13 protein-coding genes are annotated in these 16796 nt (G+C 72.8%); 8 read left to right on the top strand and 5 right to left on the bottom strand.

What is annotated here, in order from left to right; translation table 11 throughout:
- Nucleotides 1-2: 2 nt before the first annotated feature.
- From fabF to AC3EO4_RS15260, 4 genes are all read left to right on the top strand, one after another.
- A complete protein-coding gene (gene fabF, locus AC3EO4_RS15275) occupies nucleotides 3-1235 on the top strand; it encodes a beta-ketoacyl-ACP synthase II (RefSeq protein WP_379573681.1) in 1233 nt (410 codons plus the stop codon).
- Between the two features lie 11 nt (nucleotides 1236-1246).
- Nucleotides 1247-2671, top strand: a complete 1425-nt coding sequence (locus AC3EO4_RS15270) for a carboxyl transferase domain-containing protein (RefSeq protein WP_379573680.1) — start codon at nucleotides 1247-1249, stop codon at nucleotides 2669-2671.
- A 206-nt stretch (nucleotides 2672-2877) separates the two neighbouring features.
- The gene (locus tag AC3EO4_RS15265) at nucleotides 2878-3441 is read left to right on the top strand and encodes a dihydrofolate reductase family protein (RefSeq protein ID WP_379573679.1); all 564 of its coding nucleotides are present in this window, start codon (nucleotides 2878-2880) and stop codon (nucleotides 3439-3441) included.
- Nucleotides 3442-3636: 195 nt separating this feature from the next.
- Nucleotides 3637-4347, top strand: coding sequence for a sulfotransferase family protein (locus tag AC3EO4_RS15260; RefSeq protein ID WP_431896130.1), 711 nt, complete (start codon nucleotides 3637-3639; stop codon nucleotides 4345-4347).
- 80 nt (nucleotides 4348-4427) lie between these two features.
- Here AC3EO4_RS15260 and AC3EO4_RS15255 read toward each other — a convergent pair whose 3' ends face one another.
- Entirely contained in the window at nucleotides 4428-4922 is a 495-nt protein-coding gene (locus AC3EO4_RS15255; protein ID WP_379573677.1) for a DUF3145 domain-containing protein, read from the bottom strand.
- A 174-nt stretch (nucleotides 4923-5096) separates the two neighbouring features.
- Here AC3EO4_RS15255 and AC3EO4_RS15250 point away from each other — a divergent pair, with 174 nt between their 5' ends.
- The 4 genes from AC3EO4_RS15250 to AC3EO4_RS15235 are packed head-to-tail and all read left to right on the top strand — an operon-like array spanning nucleotide 5097 to nucleotide 9768.
- Nucleotides 5097-6119, top strand: coding sequence for a S8 family peptidase (locus AC3EO4_RS15250; protein WP_431896128.1), 1023 nt, complete (start codon nucleotides 5097-5099; stop codon nucleotides 6117-6119).
- A 42-nt stretch (nucleotides 6120-6161) separates the two neighbouring features.
- Nucleotides 6162-6716 carry an RNA polymerase sigma factor gene (locus AC3EO4_RS15245; protein WP_379573675.1) on the top strand — a complete coding sequence of 185 codons (555 nt, stop codon included), beginning with the start codon at nucleotides 6162-6164 and terminating at the stop codon, nucleotides 6714-6716.
- Entirely contained in the window at nucleotides 6713-7159 is a 447-nt protein-coding gene (locus AC3EO4_RS15240) for a hypothetical protein (RefSeq protein ID WP_379573674.1), read from the top strand. The genes AC3EO4_RS15245 and AC3EO4_RS15240 overlap by 4 nt, the downstream gene beginning before the upstream one ends.
- Complete coding sequence (locus AC3EO4_RS15235; protein ID WP_379573673.1) at nucleotides 7156-9768, top strand: CHAT domain-containing protein; 2613 nt, start codon at nucleotides 7156-7158, stop codon at nucleotides 9766-9768. Before AC3EO4_RS15240 ends, AC3EO4_RS15235 begins: the two co-directional genes overlap by 4 nt.
- Nucleotides 9769-9886: 118 nt before the next feature.
- On the opposite strand, the gene AC3EO4_RS15230 is transcribed toward AC3EO4_RS15235, so the two are convergent.
- The 4 genes from AC3EO4_RS15230 to AC3EO4_RS15215 all read right to left on the bottom strand — a co-directional run bounded on the left by AC3EO4_RS15230 (nucleotide 9887) and on the right by AC3EO4_RS15215 (nucleotide 16692).
- Nucleotides 9887-10693, bottom strand: a complete 807-nt coding sequence (locus AC3EO4_RS15230) for a sulfurtransferase (protein ID WP_379573672.1) — start codon at nucleotides 10691-10693, stop codon at nucleotides 9887-9889.
- Nucleotides 10690-11859 (bottom strand): alkaline phosphatase family protein, encoded by a 1170-nt coding sequence (locus tag AC3EO4_RS15225; RefSeq protein ID WP_431896126.1) that lies wholly within the window; start codon nucleotides 11857-11859, stop codon nucleotides 10690-10692. The genes AC3EO4_RS15230 and AC3EO4_RS15225 overlap by 4 nt, the downstream gene beginning before the upstream one ends.
- A gap of 1191 nt (nucleotides 11860-13050) precedes the next feature.
- Nucleotides 13051-13641: a DUF5998 family protein gene (locus AC3EO4_RS15220; RefSeq protein WP_379573670.1), complete on the bottom strand. Its 591-nt coding sequence runs from the start codon at nucleotides 13639-13641 to the stop codon at nucleotides 13051-13053.
- A gap of 153 nt (nucleotides 13642-13794) precedes the next feature.
- The gene (locus tag AC3EO4_RS15215; RefSeq protein WP_431896124.1) at nucleotides 13795-16692 is read right to left on the bottom strand and encodes a bifunctional acetate--CoA ligase family protein/GNAT family N-acetyltransferase; all 2898 of its coding nucleotides are present in this window, start codon (nucleotides 16690-16692) and stop codon (nucleotides 13795-13797) included.
- Between the last annotated feature and the right edge of the window lie 104 nt (nucleotides 16693-16796).

The raw sequence follows: 16796 nt of genomic DNA, 5'->3' as shown, positions 1-16796 counted from the left end.
ACGTGAGTGCGAACCGGGCACGAGTCGTCGTCACCGGGCTTGGCGCGACGACGCCCCTCGGTGGAGACGTCACCTCGACCTGGTCGGCGCTCCTCGCCGGTCAGTCTGGTGTGCGGCCCCTCACCGAGGACTGGGTCGACAGCGTCCCCGTGAAGTTCGCGGGCGTCGCGGCCGTCGACCCGTCCGAGGTGCTGCCGCGACCGGAGGCGCGCCGTCTCGACCGCAGCGAGCAGCTGGCCCTGGTCGCGGCGCGGGAGGCCTGGCAGCACGCGGGCGCGCCGCAGGTGGCGCCCGAGCGGCTCGGCGTGGTCGTCTCCAGCGGCATCGGCGGCATCACCACGACGCTCTCGGCCTACGACACGTTCAAGGAGAAGGGCTGGAACCGCCTTTCGCCCTTCACCGTCCCGATGCTCATGCCCAACGGTCCCGCCGCGTGGATCGGGCTCGACCTGGGCGCGATGGCCGGGGTCCACGCGACCGTCTCCGCCTGCGCCTCCGGCGCCGAGGCGATCGGCTACGCGATGGACATGATCAGGTCCGGCCGCGCCGACGTCGTCGTGGCCGGCGGCACCGAGGCGGCCATCCACCCGCTCAACATCGCCGCCTTCGCGGCCGCGCGGGCCATGTCGACCCGCAACGACGACCCGCAGGGCGCCTCGCGCCCGTGGGACCGCGACCGCGACGGGTTCGTGCTCGGCGAGGGCGCGGGCATCGTCGTGCTGGAGTCGGAGGAGCACGCCAAGGCGCGCGGCGCGAAGATCTTCGCCTACGCCGCCGGCGTCGGATACTCCGCCGACTCCCACCACATCACCCAGCCCGAGCCCGAGGGCAGAGGCATCATCATGGCGATGACCCAGGCGCTCACCGACGCGGGCGTGACGGGCCAGGACGTCAAGCACATCAACGCACACGGCACCTCCACCCCGGCCGGTGACGTCATCGAGGTGCAGTCGGTGGCCAAGGCCATCGGCACCCACCCGCTGGTCACCTCCACCAAGTCCATGACGGGCCACCTGCTGGGCGGCGCGGGCGGCATCGAGTCGGTCTTCACCGTCAAGGCACTCGAGGACCGTGTCGTGCCGGCGACCATCAACCTGGTCAACCCGGACGACGGCATCGAGGTGGACCTGGTCCACGGCGAGTCCCGCAGGCTGCCGCAGGGCGACATCGCCGCGGTCAACAACTCGTTCGGGTTCGGCGGTCACAACGTGACCGTCGTCTTCACCACGCACTGAGGGAGCCACAGATGACCGTGCTCGACAACGGGGTGGTGACGGGCGCCTCTGATGAGACGCCCGCCGATCCCCGCGATCCGATCGTCCGCCTGGCCGCGCTGCTCGACGAGGGCTCGCTGAGGCTGATCACTCCCGAGGACAAGAGCGGCGTCCTCGCCGCCACGGGCCGCGTCGAGGGCGTTCCCGTCGTCGCGTTCTGCAGTGACGCCCGCTTCCAGGGCGGCGCGATGGGCAGCGAAGGCTGCGAGCACATCGTGCACGCCTACGACGTGGCCGTCCGTGAGCGGGTGCCGGTCATCGGTGTCTGGCACTCCGGTGGTGCGCGACTCGCCGAAGGCGTCGAGTCGCTGCACGCCGTCGGCCGGGTCTTCGCCGCGATGACCAAGGCGTCCGGCGTCGTGCCGCAGCTGTCCGTGGTCGTCGGCCCGGCCGCGGGCGGCGCCGCCTACGGCCCCGCTCTCACCGACATCGTGATCCTCGCCGACCAGGGCCGCATCTTCGTGACGGGGCCCGACGTCGTGCGCAGCGTCACCGGCGAGGACGTCGACAGCGCCGCGCTCGGCGGTCCCGAGCCGCACAGCAAGCGCAGCGGCGTCGTCCACGTCGTCACCAAGACCGAGGCCGAGGCGCTGCTCAAGGCGCGTCAGCTGGCCGTCCTGCTCGGCCACCAGGGCAGGGTGCGCACCTCCTCGGTCGAGGAGATGGACTTCTCCACGCTCCTTCCGGAGTCGGCCAGGCGCGCCTACGACGTCAAGCCGCTCGTCAACGGCCTGCTGGACGAGAAGGGCATCGAGCTGCACCCCAAGTGGGCGCCCAACATCGTCACCACGCTCGGCCGCCTGGGCGGCAGGACCGTCGGCGTCATCGCCAACAACCCGATGCGGCTGGGCGGCTGCCTCGACGCCACGTCCGCCGAGAAGGCCGCTCGCTTCGTTCGTATGTGTGACGCGTTCGGCGTCCCGCTGGTTGTCCTCGTGGACGTTCCCGGTTACCTGCCGGGCGTCGGCCAGGAGCACGACGGGGTGGTCCGCCGCGGCGCCAAGCTCCTGCACGCCTTCGCCGAGGCCTCCGTGCCGCGCGTCACGCTCGTGACGAGGAAGGCGTACGGCGGCGCGTACATCGCGATGAACTCCCGCTCGCTCGGCGCGACCAAGGTCTTCGCGTGGCCGACGACCGAGGTCGCCGTCATGGGCGCCGTCGCGGCCGTGCGCATCCTCAAGCGGCGCGAGCTCGCGGCCGCTCCCGAGGAGGAGCGCGCCGAGCTGGAGCAGCGCCTGGCCGAGGAGCACGAGAAGCTGGCCGGCGGGCTGCACAGGGCCCAGGAACTGGGCGTGATCGACGAGGTCATCGACCCCGCCGGCACCCGCGGCGCCATCGCCAAGGTGCTGGCCGCGGCGACCCCCGCCAGGGGCGCCCACGGCAACATCCCGTTGTAGCCGATCGACGACCGGTGCCCCTCCACCCAGCACAAGGGTGGAGGGGCACTGTCGTGTGCGCTCACGCTCTCCCCCTTATGGGGGCGGTAGGGATGCCTTAAACGATCCGTAAGCGGGTTCCGCCAGGCTGAAGGCACAGAGGAAACAGCGGGGCCTGAAGGACCCGCCACTCCCGCACCACCCCGAACCTCGAAGGGAAGCACCTCATGCGCACGTTCAAGCTCCAGGTCCAGACCACCGTCGATGGCTACATGTCCGGACCGAACGGCGAGATGGACTGGATGACGTTCCCGTGGACCGACGACATCAGCGCCTACATCGACGCGCTCACCGCACCGGTCGACTGCATCGTGCTGGGCCGCAAGCTCGCCGAGGGGTTCATCCCGACGTGGGCGGCCGGGCCTGAGGGCGAGACCCAGGAGTCCATCGACTGGATGAACAACACGCCCAAGGTCGTGATCTCCAACTCCCTCACCGAGTCGCCCTGGGACAACGCCGTCGTCGCCGGCGGTGACCTCGCCGAGACCGTGAACAAGCTCAAGTCCCAGCCGGGCGGCGACATCATCGCCTACGGAGGCGGCACGCTCGTGGCGGACCTGATCGCCAAGGAGCTGCTCGACGAGCTGCACCTGTTCGTCAACCCGACCGCGATCGGCGCCGGCATGCCCGTCTTCGCCAACATCGGCGACAACCAGCGACTTCGCCTCGTCTCCGCCCAGGCGTTCGACTGCGGGATCACCGCGCTGCACTACGAGCCGAAGCGCTCCTGAACCTGGCCTCCGGCGCCGGGGCTTGGCTCTCGCGATCTCTCCGTGCATCCTGAGAGCGACAGGAAACGTCTCGGTGTGACAGTTCTTGACCGGCCATGTCACACCGCGCCGCCGCCAGAGCTCTCAGGATGTGAACGAACCGGCGCGAGAGCCAGGCGCGCGGGCATCCGGCTACACCCCGACCGGAGGTTCGACGTGTTGCACGTGATCGGCGCGGGACTCCCGCGCACCGGAACCAGTTCGATGAAGGCCGCGCTCGAGCGGCTGGGTGTCGGCCCCTGCTACCACATGTTCGAGATCCTCACCAAGCCCGACCACGTCGACAGGTGGCTGCCCGTCCTGTCCGGCGAGCCCGTGGACTGGGACGAGGTCCTCGACGGCTACCGGTCCACCCAGGACTGGCCGGCCAGCCACTTCTGGCGCGAGCAGGCGGCGGCCTACCCTGGGGCGAAGGTCGTCCTGACCGTGCGGGATCCGCATGGCTGGTATCTCAGCATGCGGCAGCTGATCGCCAACGGGCCTGGCAGGGACCTGCCCGACGACCTGCCCGAGCCCGCCGCCACCGTGTTCGGGTCGATGCGGCGCCTCGCCCCCGTCATGGAGCTGATCGTCGCCTCCACCTTCGGCGAGGGCTACAGCTTCAGGACAGGCATGCCCGAGGAGGAGGTCGCCGTCGCGGCCTTCCACCGCCATGTCGCCGCCGTCAAGGAGAGCCTGCCCGCCGACCGGCTTCTCGTCTTCGACGTGCGCGAGGGCTGGGAGCCGCTGTGCCGGTTCCTGGACGTCGCCGTGCCCTCCGGCGAGCCCTTCCCGCACCTCAACGACTCCGAAGCGATCAAGAAGACGATGGAGCGCCTGGTCCAAGGGGGCGACATCATCTCGCCCTTCGGCCCCGGTCCTGCCTGACGCCACCCCCGGCTCTCCTCCGCCCACGCAAAACAGCCCGTGAGCCTGGGACCGGCTCACGGGCAGGGGGAGGCGAGAGGTCAGACGGCGGCGTGCAGCCAGCGGACGGGGGCGCCGTCGCCGGCGTAGCGGAAGGGCTCGAGCTCCTCGTCCCACGGCTTGCCGAGCATCTTGTCCAACTCGTCCTCCAGGACGCACCGCCCCTGGGCGGCCATGAGCATGACCGCGCGCAGGCGGTCCTCGGGGATCATGATGTCACCCGCCGCCCCGATCACCGCGGTGAAGGCCCCGAGCGTCGGCGTGTAGGCGTGCCTGGAGCCGTCGACACCGGGCGAGCCGTCCTCGGTGATCTCGAAGCGGATCCGCTGCCACCCCATGAGCGAGGAGGTGATGGCCGCGGCGATACCCGCTCGTCCTTCCCACTCGGCCTGTGCGCGCACGACGTTCGGCGCGGCCGGTTGGGGCGTCCACGTCAGGTCTACGGGCACGCCAAGGACACCCGCGACTGCCCATTCGATATGAGGGCACAGCGCGGGCTGAGCCGAGTGGACGTACAGCACGCCACGAGCAGACACCGGACCTCCCGTTTCGGTACGAGGTGCGCCTTCCCCAACGGCCTCGTCCTGGGATGATCACAAGTGACTAGGGAGAGACTACCGTCGGTCGCCGCCCGGTGCTAGTGGGGGGCTATACCAAGATGTTGCGGCTGGGGCACGTGACGCCTGGTCCGGCAGGGAAGATATCGGGCCATGGACATCCAAGCCGTCGGCGCGGCGCTCATCCGACCAGGCCAGATCCTCACCGAGCGCGGCGCCACGTCCGCGGCCGAGCAGTGGACGCAGGCGGTGGCCGAGGCCGAGGGTGTCTTCCGCATCATGCTGACGCCGGGCGTGGATCCATGCGAGATCGCGCTGCGCCTGCGGGAGGAGGGGTTTCGCGCCTCTCCCAACCACGTGCTCACCGGGCAGCCGCTGTGGTTCGGCGGCCCCGCCTCCAGGCCCTTCCCCTCCCCGCCGGTGGACCGGCCCTCCGGCAAGGGCCCGCAGGTGACGGTCGGCGTGCTCGACACGGGAGTGGCCGCCCATCCCTGGTGGGCCGAGAGCGACTGGTACGGCCGGCTCGGCCCCGAGGCCGCCGACCGGCCCACCGACGGCAACAACGGGAACGGCAACGGCGGGCTCGCCCGGCAGGCCGGGCACGGCACGTTCGTCGCCGGGCTGATCCAGCGCCGCGCCCCCGCCAGCGTGCTGCGGGTGGGCAGGGTGCTGGGCGCGGACGGCGTCGGCGACGAGGCGGGCCTGCTGCGCGCGCTGCACCGGCTGCGCGACGATCCGCCGCAGGTGCTCAACCTCTCGCTCGGCTGCCACACCTTCGACGACGAGCCCAGCAGCCTGGTGGCCAGCGCTCTGGGCGCGCTGCCGGACACCATCACGGTGGCCTGCGCCGGCAACACCGCCTCCGACCGGCCGTTCTGGCCCGCCGCGCTGCCCGGCGTCGTCGGCGTGGGCGCGCTCGGCGTCACCGAGGAGAGCGCGACGCCGTACTCCGGGTTCGGCCCATGGGTGGACGCGTGGGCCAGAGGCGAGTGGCTGGCCAGCGCCTTCCTCGAGTGGGGCGAGTTCGCCGGCTACGCGCGGTGGAGCGGAACGTCCTTCGCCGCCGCGCTGGTGTCGGGCGCGTTCGCCGCCGAGCCGTCGGCGCGAGAGGCAGCCGACCTCCGAGGTTCACGGGAAATTCCTGATCTCGGAGTTCTCGTCCCCGCGAGTCTGTAGAGTTTACGCTCAGTCCTCGTCTCATTACGAGGAGGCAACAACGTGAGCGACGCCCGTCTCCCGGAGGAGCTGCTGACAGCGGCTGCCGACGGCGACCACTCCGCCTGGACCGGCCTCGAGGACCGGTTCGGGCAGCGGATGTGGTCGGTCGCTCGCGCGTGCGGGTTGAACGAGGCCGACACCGCCGACGCCGTGCAGGGCGCATGGTTGCGGCTTCTTGAGCACCTTCACTCGATCAGGGATCCGGCGAGCGTCGGCGCCTGGCTGGCCACGGCCGCCAGACGCGAGGCGCTCCAGATCAAGAGGAAAGGGATGGGGAATCACCCTTACCTCTGCCTTCCCGAAGGCGGTCCCATCGATCCCGACCCGGCGTCGGCCGTCCTCGAGGCCGATGAGGGACGTCTGCTCTGGCAGGCGGTGTCTGATCTGCACGAACCATGCCGGACCCTGCTCCGCCTGATGGCCACCGTTCCCGACGCGGGGACGCACCAGATGGCGGTTCGGCTGGGCGTGCCGGTCGGCAGCGTGGGCCCGACCCGCCTTCGCTGCCTGCAGAAGTTGCGCACCCGAATCTCACTAGAGGAAGCGGTGCCATGAGTGGCGACGAGTATCTCCTGGCCGCGCTCCGCATCGCCGCGGGGCACGACCCGATTCCCGCCCACGTCTCGGCCGCCGCCCGTGACGCGTACTCCCTCCGGCTGGCCCAGGTGGTCACCGCCGGGCCCGTGGAGTGCGTGGCCACGAGGGGCACTCGTGACGCGGACGGGCCGCGTATGGTCAGGTTCGCCACGGCGGACCTCTCCTTCGATCTGGAGGTGACCATCGGGGACGGTCTCATCGATGTGGCAGGGCGGGTGTCACCTCATCCTGGTGACGGGGCCACGATAGACATCCGCACACCACATCTCACGGTCTCTCGCGACCTGCGGGAGTCCGGCCAGTTCGCGGCGACGGGCTTGCCGCCGGGCTGGTTCAGCGTGGTCTGCCACCGGCCGGGGCTCACCCCTGTGGCCACCGGTTGGGTGCGGATCCGTCCGTGACGAACAGGCTGGTCGCGATGGCGGAGGACGCGATCCTCCAATCCGGTGTCGACCCCGCGCGGGCACTCGCAGACGCCCGCGCCGTTCACGCCGCCGCCGAGGGGATAGGCGCCGTCGAACCAGCCGTCGTCGCTCTACGCGCCATGGCGCTGGCCTCCAGGGAGCTTGGCGACCTGGAGGCCAGCGAACGACATCTGCGCCAGGCGATCGCCACGGGAGGCGCACCCGCCGATCGCCTGGCCCAGGCCAGGTTGTCCCTGGTGACGGTCCGCACCCAGCGCGGTCACCCGCTCCAGGCGCTCCGCATCGCCGCGATGGCCTGGGCCTACCTGTCACCTCTCGACCGGGCCAAGCTCGACACCCAGCGGGCGGTGGCGCTGGCCCACCTGGGCCGCTACCAGGAGGCCGTGGCCTCCTGCGACCGCGCGATCGCCGTCCTCACCCAGGCGCCCGGCACCATCGACGACCAGCGCTTCCTGGCCGGCGGGCTGCTCAACAGGGGCCTGGTGCACGCCTACCAGAGCCGCTGGTCACAGGCCACCGACGACATCGCCGCGTGCCTGCGGCTGTCCCAGAGCGCGGGGCTGGCCCATCTGGCCCGCCTCGCCGCCGCCAACCTGCCCTTCCTCGCGGTACGGCAGGGCGACGTCCCCACGGCCTTCGCCCACTACCGGGCCTGCGAGGACACGCTGTTCGGCTTTCCCGAACGCCTGGCCACGATGCGCGCCGACTTCGCCGGAGCCCTGCTGGCTGCGCAGCTGCCGGGCGAGGCGAGGGCCATGCTCAGCCTCGCCGTACCGGAACTCGAAGCGGCCGGCGCGCACGCGGCGCTGGCCGATGCCAGGCTGCTGCTCGCCCAGGTGGAGCTGCTGACCGGCGACGCCCGCCAGGCGCTGGCCGTCGCCCGCAGGGCCGAGGCCGAGCTGCGCGCCCACGGCCGCGAGAGCGCCGCGCCGCTGGCCGCCGAGGTCGCGCTGCGCGCCAGGCTCGTGCTCGAACCGCGCTCGACCGGCCTGACCACCGAGCTACTGGCCTGCGCCGACGAGCTGGCCGCCTGCTCCTACCCGGCGGGCGCGGCCGCCTTGCGGCTGGCGGCGGCGGAGCTGGCGCTGGCCATGGGCGACACGGAGACGGCCACAGCGCAACTGGCCCGCCTCGACCCCCGCTCGGCCTCCTCGACGGGCGCGGCCGCGCGGGAGGCGCGCCGCCTCGCGCCCCTCATCGACGCGCCCACCCTGGCCATGCGGCGGCTCACCAGGCTGGCCTCCGCGCAGCAGGCCGAGCATCTGGCCGATGACGACGACGGGCCCGACGAGGTGCCGTCGCTGGTGCGCTGGCACGCGGCGGCGCTGCTCGCCGGGGTCGACGGCGACCACACGGATGCCTTCGCGGCGGTGCTGCGCGGCCTGTCCGACCTCGGGGCCGACGCCGAACGGTTCGACGATCCCTCGCTCAGGGCACACCGGGTGCGAGCGGGCGGGCGGCTGGCCTCGTTCGGGCTGGGCCTGGCGATCTCGCGAGGCGGTCCCGAGGCGGTGTTCGGGTGGGCCGAACGCTGGCGGGCCGTCTCCGGCGGCCGGCCCTCCGCGCCCTCGCTCGGCGCCGTGACGGCGGCGCTCGACGGGGCCGCGCTGGTGGAGTTCCTGTGCCACGACGGCGAGCTGCTGGCCGTGGTGATCACCCCGTCGGGATGCGAGCTGCGCAACGTCGCCGACATCACGAACGTGGCCGAGGCGGTCATCAGGCTGCGGTACGGCCTGCGCCGAGCCAGCTTCGGCGACGGCGCGGGCGATCATGGGGATCCGGTGGCGGCCGAGGCCTCATGGCTGGAGCGGGTCCTGCTCGGGCCGATCGCCGACCTGGTCGAGGGCCGCCCGCTGGTGATCGTCCCCGCCGGTCCGCTGCACACGCTGCCGTGGTCGACGCTGCCGCTCCTGCGCGCTCTCCCGCTGAGCGTCGCCCCGAGCGCGGCCGCCTGGCTGTCGGCCCGCGACCGCCACGAGGCGCGGCTCGGGGCCGGCGGCTCGCTCGGCGGTGGCGAGCCGCTCGTGGTGGCGGCGTCAGGGCCAGGACTGGAGCACGCCGAGGAGGAGGTGCGACGGGTACTGGCCGCCCACCGGCGTGCCGAGCGGGTGCCCGCCCGCACCGCCGACGTGGCCTCCGCGCTCGGCAGGGCCGACGTGCTGCACCTGGCCGCCCACGGCACCTTCCACTCCCGCAGCCCGCTGCTGTCGAGCATCGAGCTGGAGGACGGGCCGCTCATGGCCTACGACCTGCTGCCCCTGACCATGACGCCGAGCCTGGTCGTGCTGTCGGCGTGCGACTCGGGGATGGCCAGGGTGCCCGCCGAGGGGGCGCCGCTCGGCCTCGCGGGGACGTTCCTCTCGCAGGGCGCCTCCTGCGTGGTCGCGGGTCTGATCCCGGTGCCCGACGAGGAGGCGCTGGCGCTGATGACGGTCTTCCACGGCCTGCTCGCCGAGGGTGGGGCTCCCTCGGCGGCGCTGGCGGAGGCCTCGTGCAAGACGGGAGTGCTCGGGTTCGCCTGCTTCGGCGCGGGCGGGCACCCCGTCGTCACCGTGGAGGACGGTCGGGTGAAGGCCAACCGGTGACGGCGGGCGCCTGGGCAAGCCGGCAGGTGACGACGAGCCCGGCCGGAGCGCGTCAGCCGGTGGCGACGGGCCCGGCCGCAGCTGGTCAGCTTGGTGACCACCGGCCGACCAGGGCGGGTCAGCCGGTGGCGACGGGCCTGGCGGGGTCGCTGATCCAGTGGGACCAGGAGCCGACGTAGAGCGCCGCGTGGACGCCCGCCAGCTCCAGTGCGAGCACTTCGTGCGCGGCCGTCACGCCCGACCCGCAGTAGGCGCCTACGTCGGCCCCCTCCACCGCGCCGACGGCGTCGAACCGGGCGCGCAGAGCAGCGGGTTCGAGGAAGCGGCCGTCAGGTCCGACGTTCTGGTCGGTGGGCGCGCTCACCGCGCCGGGGATGCGCCCCGCCACCGGGTCGATCGGCTCGACCTCGCCGCGGTAGCGCTCGGCCGCGCGGGCGTCCATCAGCACGCCGGAGCCCGCGAGCTCGCCCGCCTGCTCGGCGGTCAGCATGGGCATGCCGCCCGGCCTGGCGGTGAAGTCGCCCGACACGTCCGGCTCCTCCTTGGAGACCGGCAGGCCCGCCTCGGCCCACGCGCGGAATCCGCCGTCCAGGACCCTGACGTCCTCGTGCCCGAAGTAGCGCAGCGTCCACCACGCCCTGGCGGCCGCCATGGAGTCGGCGTCGTCGTAGACGACCACGGGACGGGAGCTGCTCACACCGAGCCTGCGCATCGAGGCCGTGAAAGCCTCCGCCGAGGGCAGCGGGTGACGGCCGCCCCCGTTCGGCGGCCCGGCCAGGTCGGCGTCGAGGTCGCAGTAGACGGCGCCGGGCACGTGCCCCTCGGCGTACAACTCGCGCCCGGACGGGCCGCCCCGCCGGTAGCGGACGTCGAGCACGCTGGCTCCCTCCATCGCGGCCAGCTCCGCCGGGTTGATCAGGGTCATCGGGTGGATACCTCCAGTAGTGGGATGTGCTGCTCGGCGGCGGTGAGCGAGCCGTGGTAGCCGGTGAATACCGCCTCGACCGGATGGGTCTCAGAGGCGAGGATGGCACAGTCGGTGTACGGCACGGCGACGACGTCGCCGATCCTGCCCAGCCATTCGCTGCGCACACCTGGGCCGAACCAGCCCGAATCAACCGCTTCCTGCCTGGACACGACCCACGCCTTGCCCTCCAGCAGCTCACGCCAGGCCTCCAGCACGGCAGGGGCGGCGCCGGGCTCGGTGTAGACGTGTCTGGCCCTGGCCTCCCCTCCGAACATCGCCACGCCCGCGCTCAGCCCTGGCGTGGTCTGGGCGTCGATCTTCTCCTCGGCGTTGATCATGCCGTGGTCGGCCGTGACATACAGGGCGGCGCCGGGCGGCAGTGCCCCGGCCAGCCGCTCGGCCATCCTGTCGACGATCTCGAGCTGGTCGAGCCACTGCGGGGCGCCCCAGCCCACCATGTGGCCCGTGGCGTCGAGGTCGCCGTAGTAGACGGTGACGTGGGCGCGCGGGGAATCGCGCAGCGCGGCCCGTACTCCGGCCACCCGCTCGTCCACCGTGTCGGCGGGCACGTAGCGGACGCCACGGTAGACGGCGTCGGTCAGGCCCGTCCCCTCGAAAGCGGCGGGCGCCACGTAGCTGGCCACGATGCCGGCCCTCGCGGCGCGCTGGTAGACGGTCTCGGCCGGCTGCCAGGTGCGCGGGTCCATGGGCGGCATGCCCCTGGGCAGGGTCCAGCGCAGGCAGTTGAACAGGTGGTTCCGTCCTGGAACGGCCAGCGTCAGGCCCAGCATGCCGTGCTCGCCGGGCGGCAGTCCCGTGCCGAGCGTGCACAGGCTGGTCACCGTGGTGGCGGGGAACCCGGCGGTCAGGGCTCGCGCCCTGGTGGAGGCGAGGAAGGGGGCGCGGTCGGCGTGCGCGTCCAGCAGCCTGGCGCCGAGGCCGTCGACCACGAAGACGCACACCCGGTCGACGGGCTCGAGCCCCAGCACGTTGGCGTCGGCGGGGGCGGCGCCGAGCGCGGCCAGGAGGGAGCCCGGCAGGTCGGCGAGGGAAGCGCCGCCGTAGGCGGGGACCAGGGGGGCCCGGTCGTGACGCTGTACGGCCGCGGCCGGGTTGTCGTCCATCAGGCACCTCGCTCGCGTGGATGTCTGGAACCGTTCTAGCGGGCCCGCCCGCCCCGCGGTAGGGGGCGGGCTCGACCGATCAGGACGGCTCGCCCGCCCGACGCGCACCAGGCGCCCCGACTCCGGCCTGCCGCCCGCCCTTTCGGCACCGCGCACCCGACCCTTCGGCATCCACGCACGCAACCCATCGGCCCCACGCACCCGACCATCGGCAGCCCTGCACCCGACCCATCGGCCCCACGCACCCGACCCATCCGCAGCCCTGCACCCCGAGCCTTCGAGAGCCCTGCACCCGAGCCATCGGGAGCCACCCGCCTGAGCCTTCGAGAGCCACGCGCCCACCCCTTCCGCGTCCACGCGCCCGGCCTTTCGCCAACCGTGCCGCCCGGCCTGTCGACGACCGGTGGTCCTGCCAGGAGCGGCGCGGAACGCGGCGGACCGCTGAAGGCTCGAGACACGCGTCCCGGGCGGGATACGTGACCTCGGGCGGGACGCGCCCATTCCAGACGGGACGCGCCACTCCAGGCGGGACGCGCGATCCCGGGCGGGATACGCGACCCCGGGCGGGATACGCGACCCCGGGCGGGATACGCGACCCCGGGCGGGATACGCGACCCCGGGCGGGATACGCGACCCCGGGCGGGATACGCGACCCCGGGCGGGATACGCGACCCCGGGCGGGATGCGCCCGTCCTTGGTGGAGGTCAAGGTCCCGGACAGGAGTTCGCGGTCCCGCGTGGGAGTTCACGGCCCCGGGCGGGATGCTCAATCCCGGGGGGATGCGCCGCCCCGGGGGATGTGCCCACGCTTGGCGAGGGTCGCGCTCCCGGAACGGGATTCGCGGTCCTGCGTAGGAGTTGATGGCCCCGCGCGGGATGCTCCACCCCAAGCGGATGCTCCACCCCAAGCGGATGCGCCCACGCTTGGCGAGGGTCGCGCTCCCGGAACGGGATTCGCGGTCCTGTGTAGGGGTTGATGGTCCCTGGCGGGATCCTCCACCCCCGGCGGATGCGCCATCCCAGGTGGGATGCGCCCGCCCTTGGCAGGCGTCGCGGTCCTGGACAGGGATTCGCGGTCCCGCATGGGGGTCGCCGGTCCCCGCATGGGGCCGCGTGGGGGTCGCGGTCCGCATGGGGGTCGCGGTTCGGATGGGGTGGAGGGTGCGGGTGAGGGGGTGGAAGAGCGGGTGGGTCAGGTGGCGGCGCGGGCCGTGGCCTCGGACAGGGCCTTGGCGAAGGCGAGGACGTGGCCCACCGCCTCGGGGCCGTCGGCCGCCTCGCTGACGCGCAGCGACAGGTCGTCGGCGGTGATCGCGCCGGTGTAGCCGTGGTCGGCCTCGCAGTTCTCGTCGCCGCACGTGGCGGGCTCGAGGTCGACGTGAGAGATGGCGCCCCATCCGATGGTGAGCGTCACCTCGGTCGGCGGTACGCCGGGAACGTAGGACGCCGGGTCGGGCACGACCCTGGTCACCGCGACCGACTGGACGCGGGCCAGCCGTACCGCCTCGGTGGTGGTGGAGGCGTGCGAGGCCGAGACCCCCTCGGCGGGCGGGTGCTCGTCGGTGTGGCAGACCAGCAGCCGGGTGCCCGTCAGGACCAGGACCGTGACGTGCCTGCGCACCTCCATGGCCGGGTCGAACGTGGCTTCGTGGTGCACCACGTAGGCGGTCACCGCCTCCTTGCCCAGCGCGGATTCGACCGCATCGGTGACGAGGTCGGGATAGTAGCCGCTGCGCTCGATCGCTTCACGCAGGCCCGCGGCTGAGACTCGGGTTTCCCTCATGGCATCCATCCTGCCAGCCCCCGGGCACCGCTCACACTCGCGCGACAAACCACCACATATCCTGATAATTACCTTTATTGCAATTTGAGGGCAAACTTTGTGGTGAATGGGGGAATGTAATTACCGCCATTGATCGGAGCAACGAGGTGGAGCTCAGGCCAGGCGACGGGGGCCGCCGTCGCGCCGCGGACCCTCGGGGCTCCTGAGGACGGCACGCGCGCCCAGCACGAGCACCTCCGACTCCCCCACGAGCACGGGATCCAGGTCGAGCCGTGACACCTCCGGCAGGTCGTTGGCCAGGCGGCCGACCCTGACGAGCAGTTCCTCCAGCGCGCCGACCGCGACGGGCGGGTAGCCGTACTCGCCGAACAGCAGCGGCGCCGCCCGCACCGAACGCACCAGGCCCGCAGCGTCCTCGCCGGACAGCGGGGCGAGCCGGAAGCCGCGGTCGCGCAGCAGCCTGGCGGTCACCTCGCCGAGCCCGAAGGAGACGACCGGCCCGAACGCGGGATCCTCCAGCACGTTCACCACGGTCGGGACCGCGGGCTGGGGCGCCATCCGCTGCACGGCGAGCACCACGTCGGCGCCGAGCTGGCCCGCGAGGTCGGCGTAGGCGTGGCGGACGGCTCCGGCCGAGGTGAGCCCCAGGCGTACGGTGCCGGCACGCTTGGCCGCCTCGGGGTCGGCCGCCTTGAGCACGACGGGCCAGCCGAGGCGTTCGGCGGCCCCGACCGCCTCCTCCGGAGTGGCGACGACCTCGGAGGGCCAGACGGTCAGGCCGTAGCAGGCGAGCAGCTCGCTCGCGTCGATCTCGACGGGACCCGTTCCGGTCTCCCCGCCCTGCCGCTCACCGTCGGATGAGGCGGCCCCGGGTGAGATCACCTCGGCGGCGCCGGGCTCCTGTCCGGCGATGGGCTCCTGCGCGGCACTCGGATCCGGGGCGGCGCTGGTGTCCGGGGCGGCGCTGGTCTCCTGTGTGACGCTGGTGTGGTGCGCGGGGCGGGGCTCCGAGGCGGGCTGGTGGTCGGTGGCGGGCTGGTGGTCGGTGGCGGGCTGGTGGTCGGTGGCGGCCTGGTGGTCGGTGGCGGCGGTGGTGAGGGCCGACGCGACGATCTCGCGGGCGGTCTCGGTGTCGAGGCGGTCCAGCTCGGGCGGCGCTCCAGGCGGCTGCTTGCGCCAGAGCGCGTACCTGACGACGTGGGCCAGTGCCCTCACCGCCTCCTCCGGCGCCGCGTACGACGGCACGGAACCGCGCTCGGGCAGCGCGGACGGGTCGGTGCGCAGCTCCGGCGGCATCCCGAGCTGCCCCTCGAACGTCGCGAGCACGGGCTTGCCCGCCTGCCGCGACACCCGTACCAGTTCGGCCGCCACGGACCTGGCGTCGCCCGGGATGGGCGGCATGTAGATCACGACGGCCGCGTCCACGTCGGGGTCGGCGAGGACGCCCGCGAGAGCCGTGCCGAACTCGGCGGCCCCCGCGGTCGCGCCCAGGTTCACCGGCGGCCTCGGCTCCAGCTCGGCGCTGACGCAGGCGTCGACGGCCAGCAGGCCGAGCGCGTCGGAGTTGCTGACCAGCCCGACGCGCGGCCCGGCGGGCAGCGGCTGGCAGGCGAGGAGCTGGCCGACGTCGAACAGCTGGATGAGGTCGTCGACCCTGATCACCCCCGCCTGCTCGAACAGCGAGCTGAGCGCGCTGTCCTGCAGGCGCAGCGCGGAGGCGGAGTGGCCGATGGGCACGCCCTGGGTGGTGCCGCCGCTCTTGACCACCACGATGGGCTTGCTGCGGGAGATGCGCCTGGCCAGGCGGGTGAACTTGCGCGGGTTACCCAGCGACTCCAGGTAGAGCAGGATGACCTCGGTCGCCTCGTCCTCCTCCCAGTACTGCAGCAGGTCGTTGCCCGACACGTCGGCCCTGTTGCCCGCGGAGACGAAGCTGGAGATGCCGATGCCGCGCTGGGCCACCCGCTGCAGCAGGGCGGTGCCGAGCGCGCCCGACTGGCTGAAGAAGCCGACCCTGCCCCTGCCGGGGACGGTCGCGGCGAGCGTGGCGTTCAGCCGTACGGAGGGATCGGTGTTGGCGATGCCGAGGCAGTTGGGCCCGACCACGCGCAGGCCGTACGCGCGGGCGATGCTGGCGAGCTCGTCCTGGCGCGCCCGCCCCTTCGGCCCCGTCTCGCCGAAGCCCGACGAGACCACGACCAGCCCGCGCACCCCCTTCTCCGCGCATTCTTTGACCACGTCGATCACGCTGTCGGCGGGTACGGCGAGCACGGCCAGGTCGACCTCGCCGTCGATGTCCTTGACGCTCGGATAGGCCCGCACGCCCGCCACCGCCCGCACCTCGCGGTGGACGGGGTAGACGGGTCCTGTGAAGTCGGCGGCCAGCAGGTTGCGCAGCACGGTCTGGCCGACGCCGCCCGGCTCGCGTGAGGCGCCGATGACCGCGACAGAGCCCGGCGTCAGGAGCCTGGCGATCGAGCGGGCCTCAGCGCGGTGCTCGCGCGAGGCGGTGACCTCGGCCGAGGTCTCGGTGGGAGTCAGGTCGAGCGTCATGCGGACCACGCCGTCGGCGAAGCGGCTCTGCGCGGTGTAGCCCACCTGGCGCAGGACGCCCATCATCCGCATGTTGGCGGGCAGGACGTCGGCGATGAAGGTCTCGATGCCGCGCTCGCGGGCGGTGGCGGCCAGGTGTTCCAGCATGACGGAGGCCACGCCTCTGCCCTGGTGGGCGTCCTCGACGAGGAAGGCGACCTCGGCCTCGGCGGGGCTGACCCTGTCGTAGCGGACGACGGCCACCATCTCGGTGCCGATGGTGGCGATGAGCGCGACCCTGTCGACGTAGTCGACGTTGGTGAAGAAGGTCACTTCCCTGTCCGACAGCCTGGGCCGCGGCCCGAAGTAGCGGAAGTAGATCGACTCGGCCGACAGCCTGGAGTAGAACGCGCGGAGCCGGTCGCCGTCGGCGGGCCTGATCGGGCGCACGTGCGCGGTGCCCCCGTCGGCCAGGACGACGTCCGCCTCCCAATGGGCCGGATACTGGGTTGCCTCCACAGTCCCGAGCGTAGACCTGCGCCCCAGGTGCGGCGCCCGTTGGGCAACGCTTGTGCATCGACTATGAACGCGTGTCCGGTGTCTGCCCCACGAGCAGGCCTGAA

The sequence above is a fragment of the Nonomuraea sp. bgisy101 genome, from assembly GCF_057708945.1.
The sequence above is the reverse complement of the archived record's forward strand: the minus strand, read 5'-3'. Positions and strand labels throughout refer to the sequence as shown.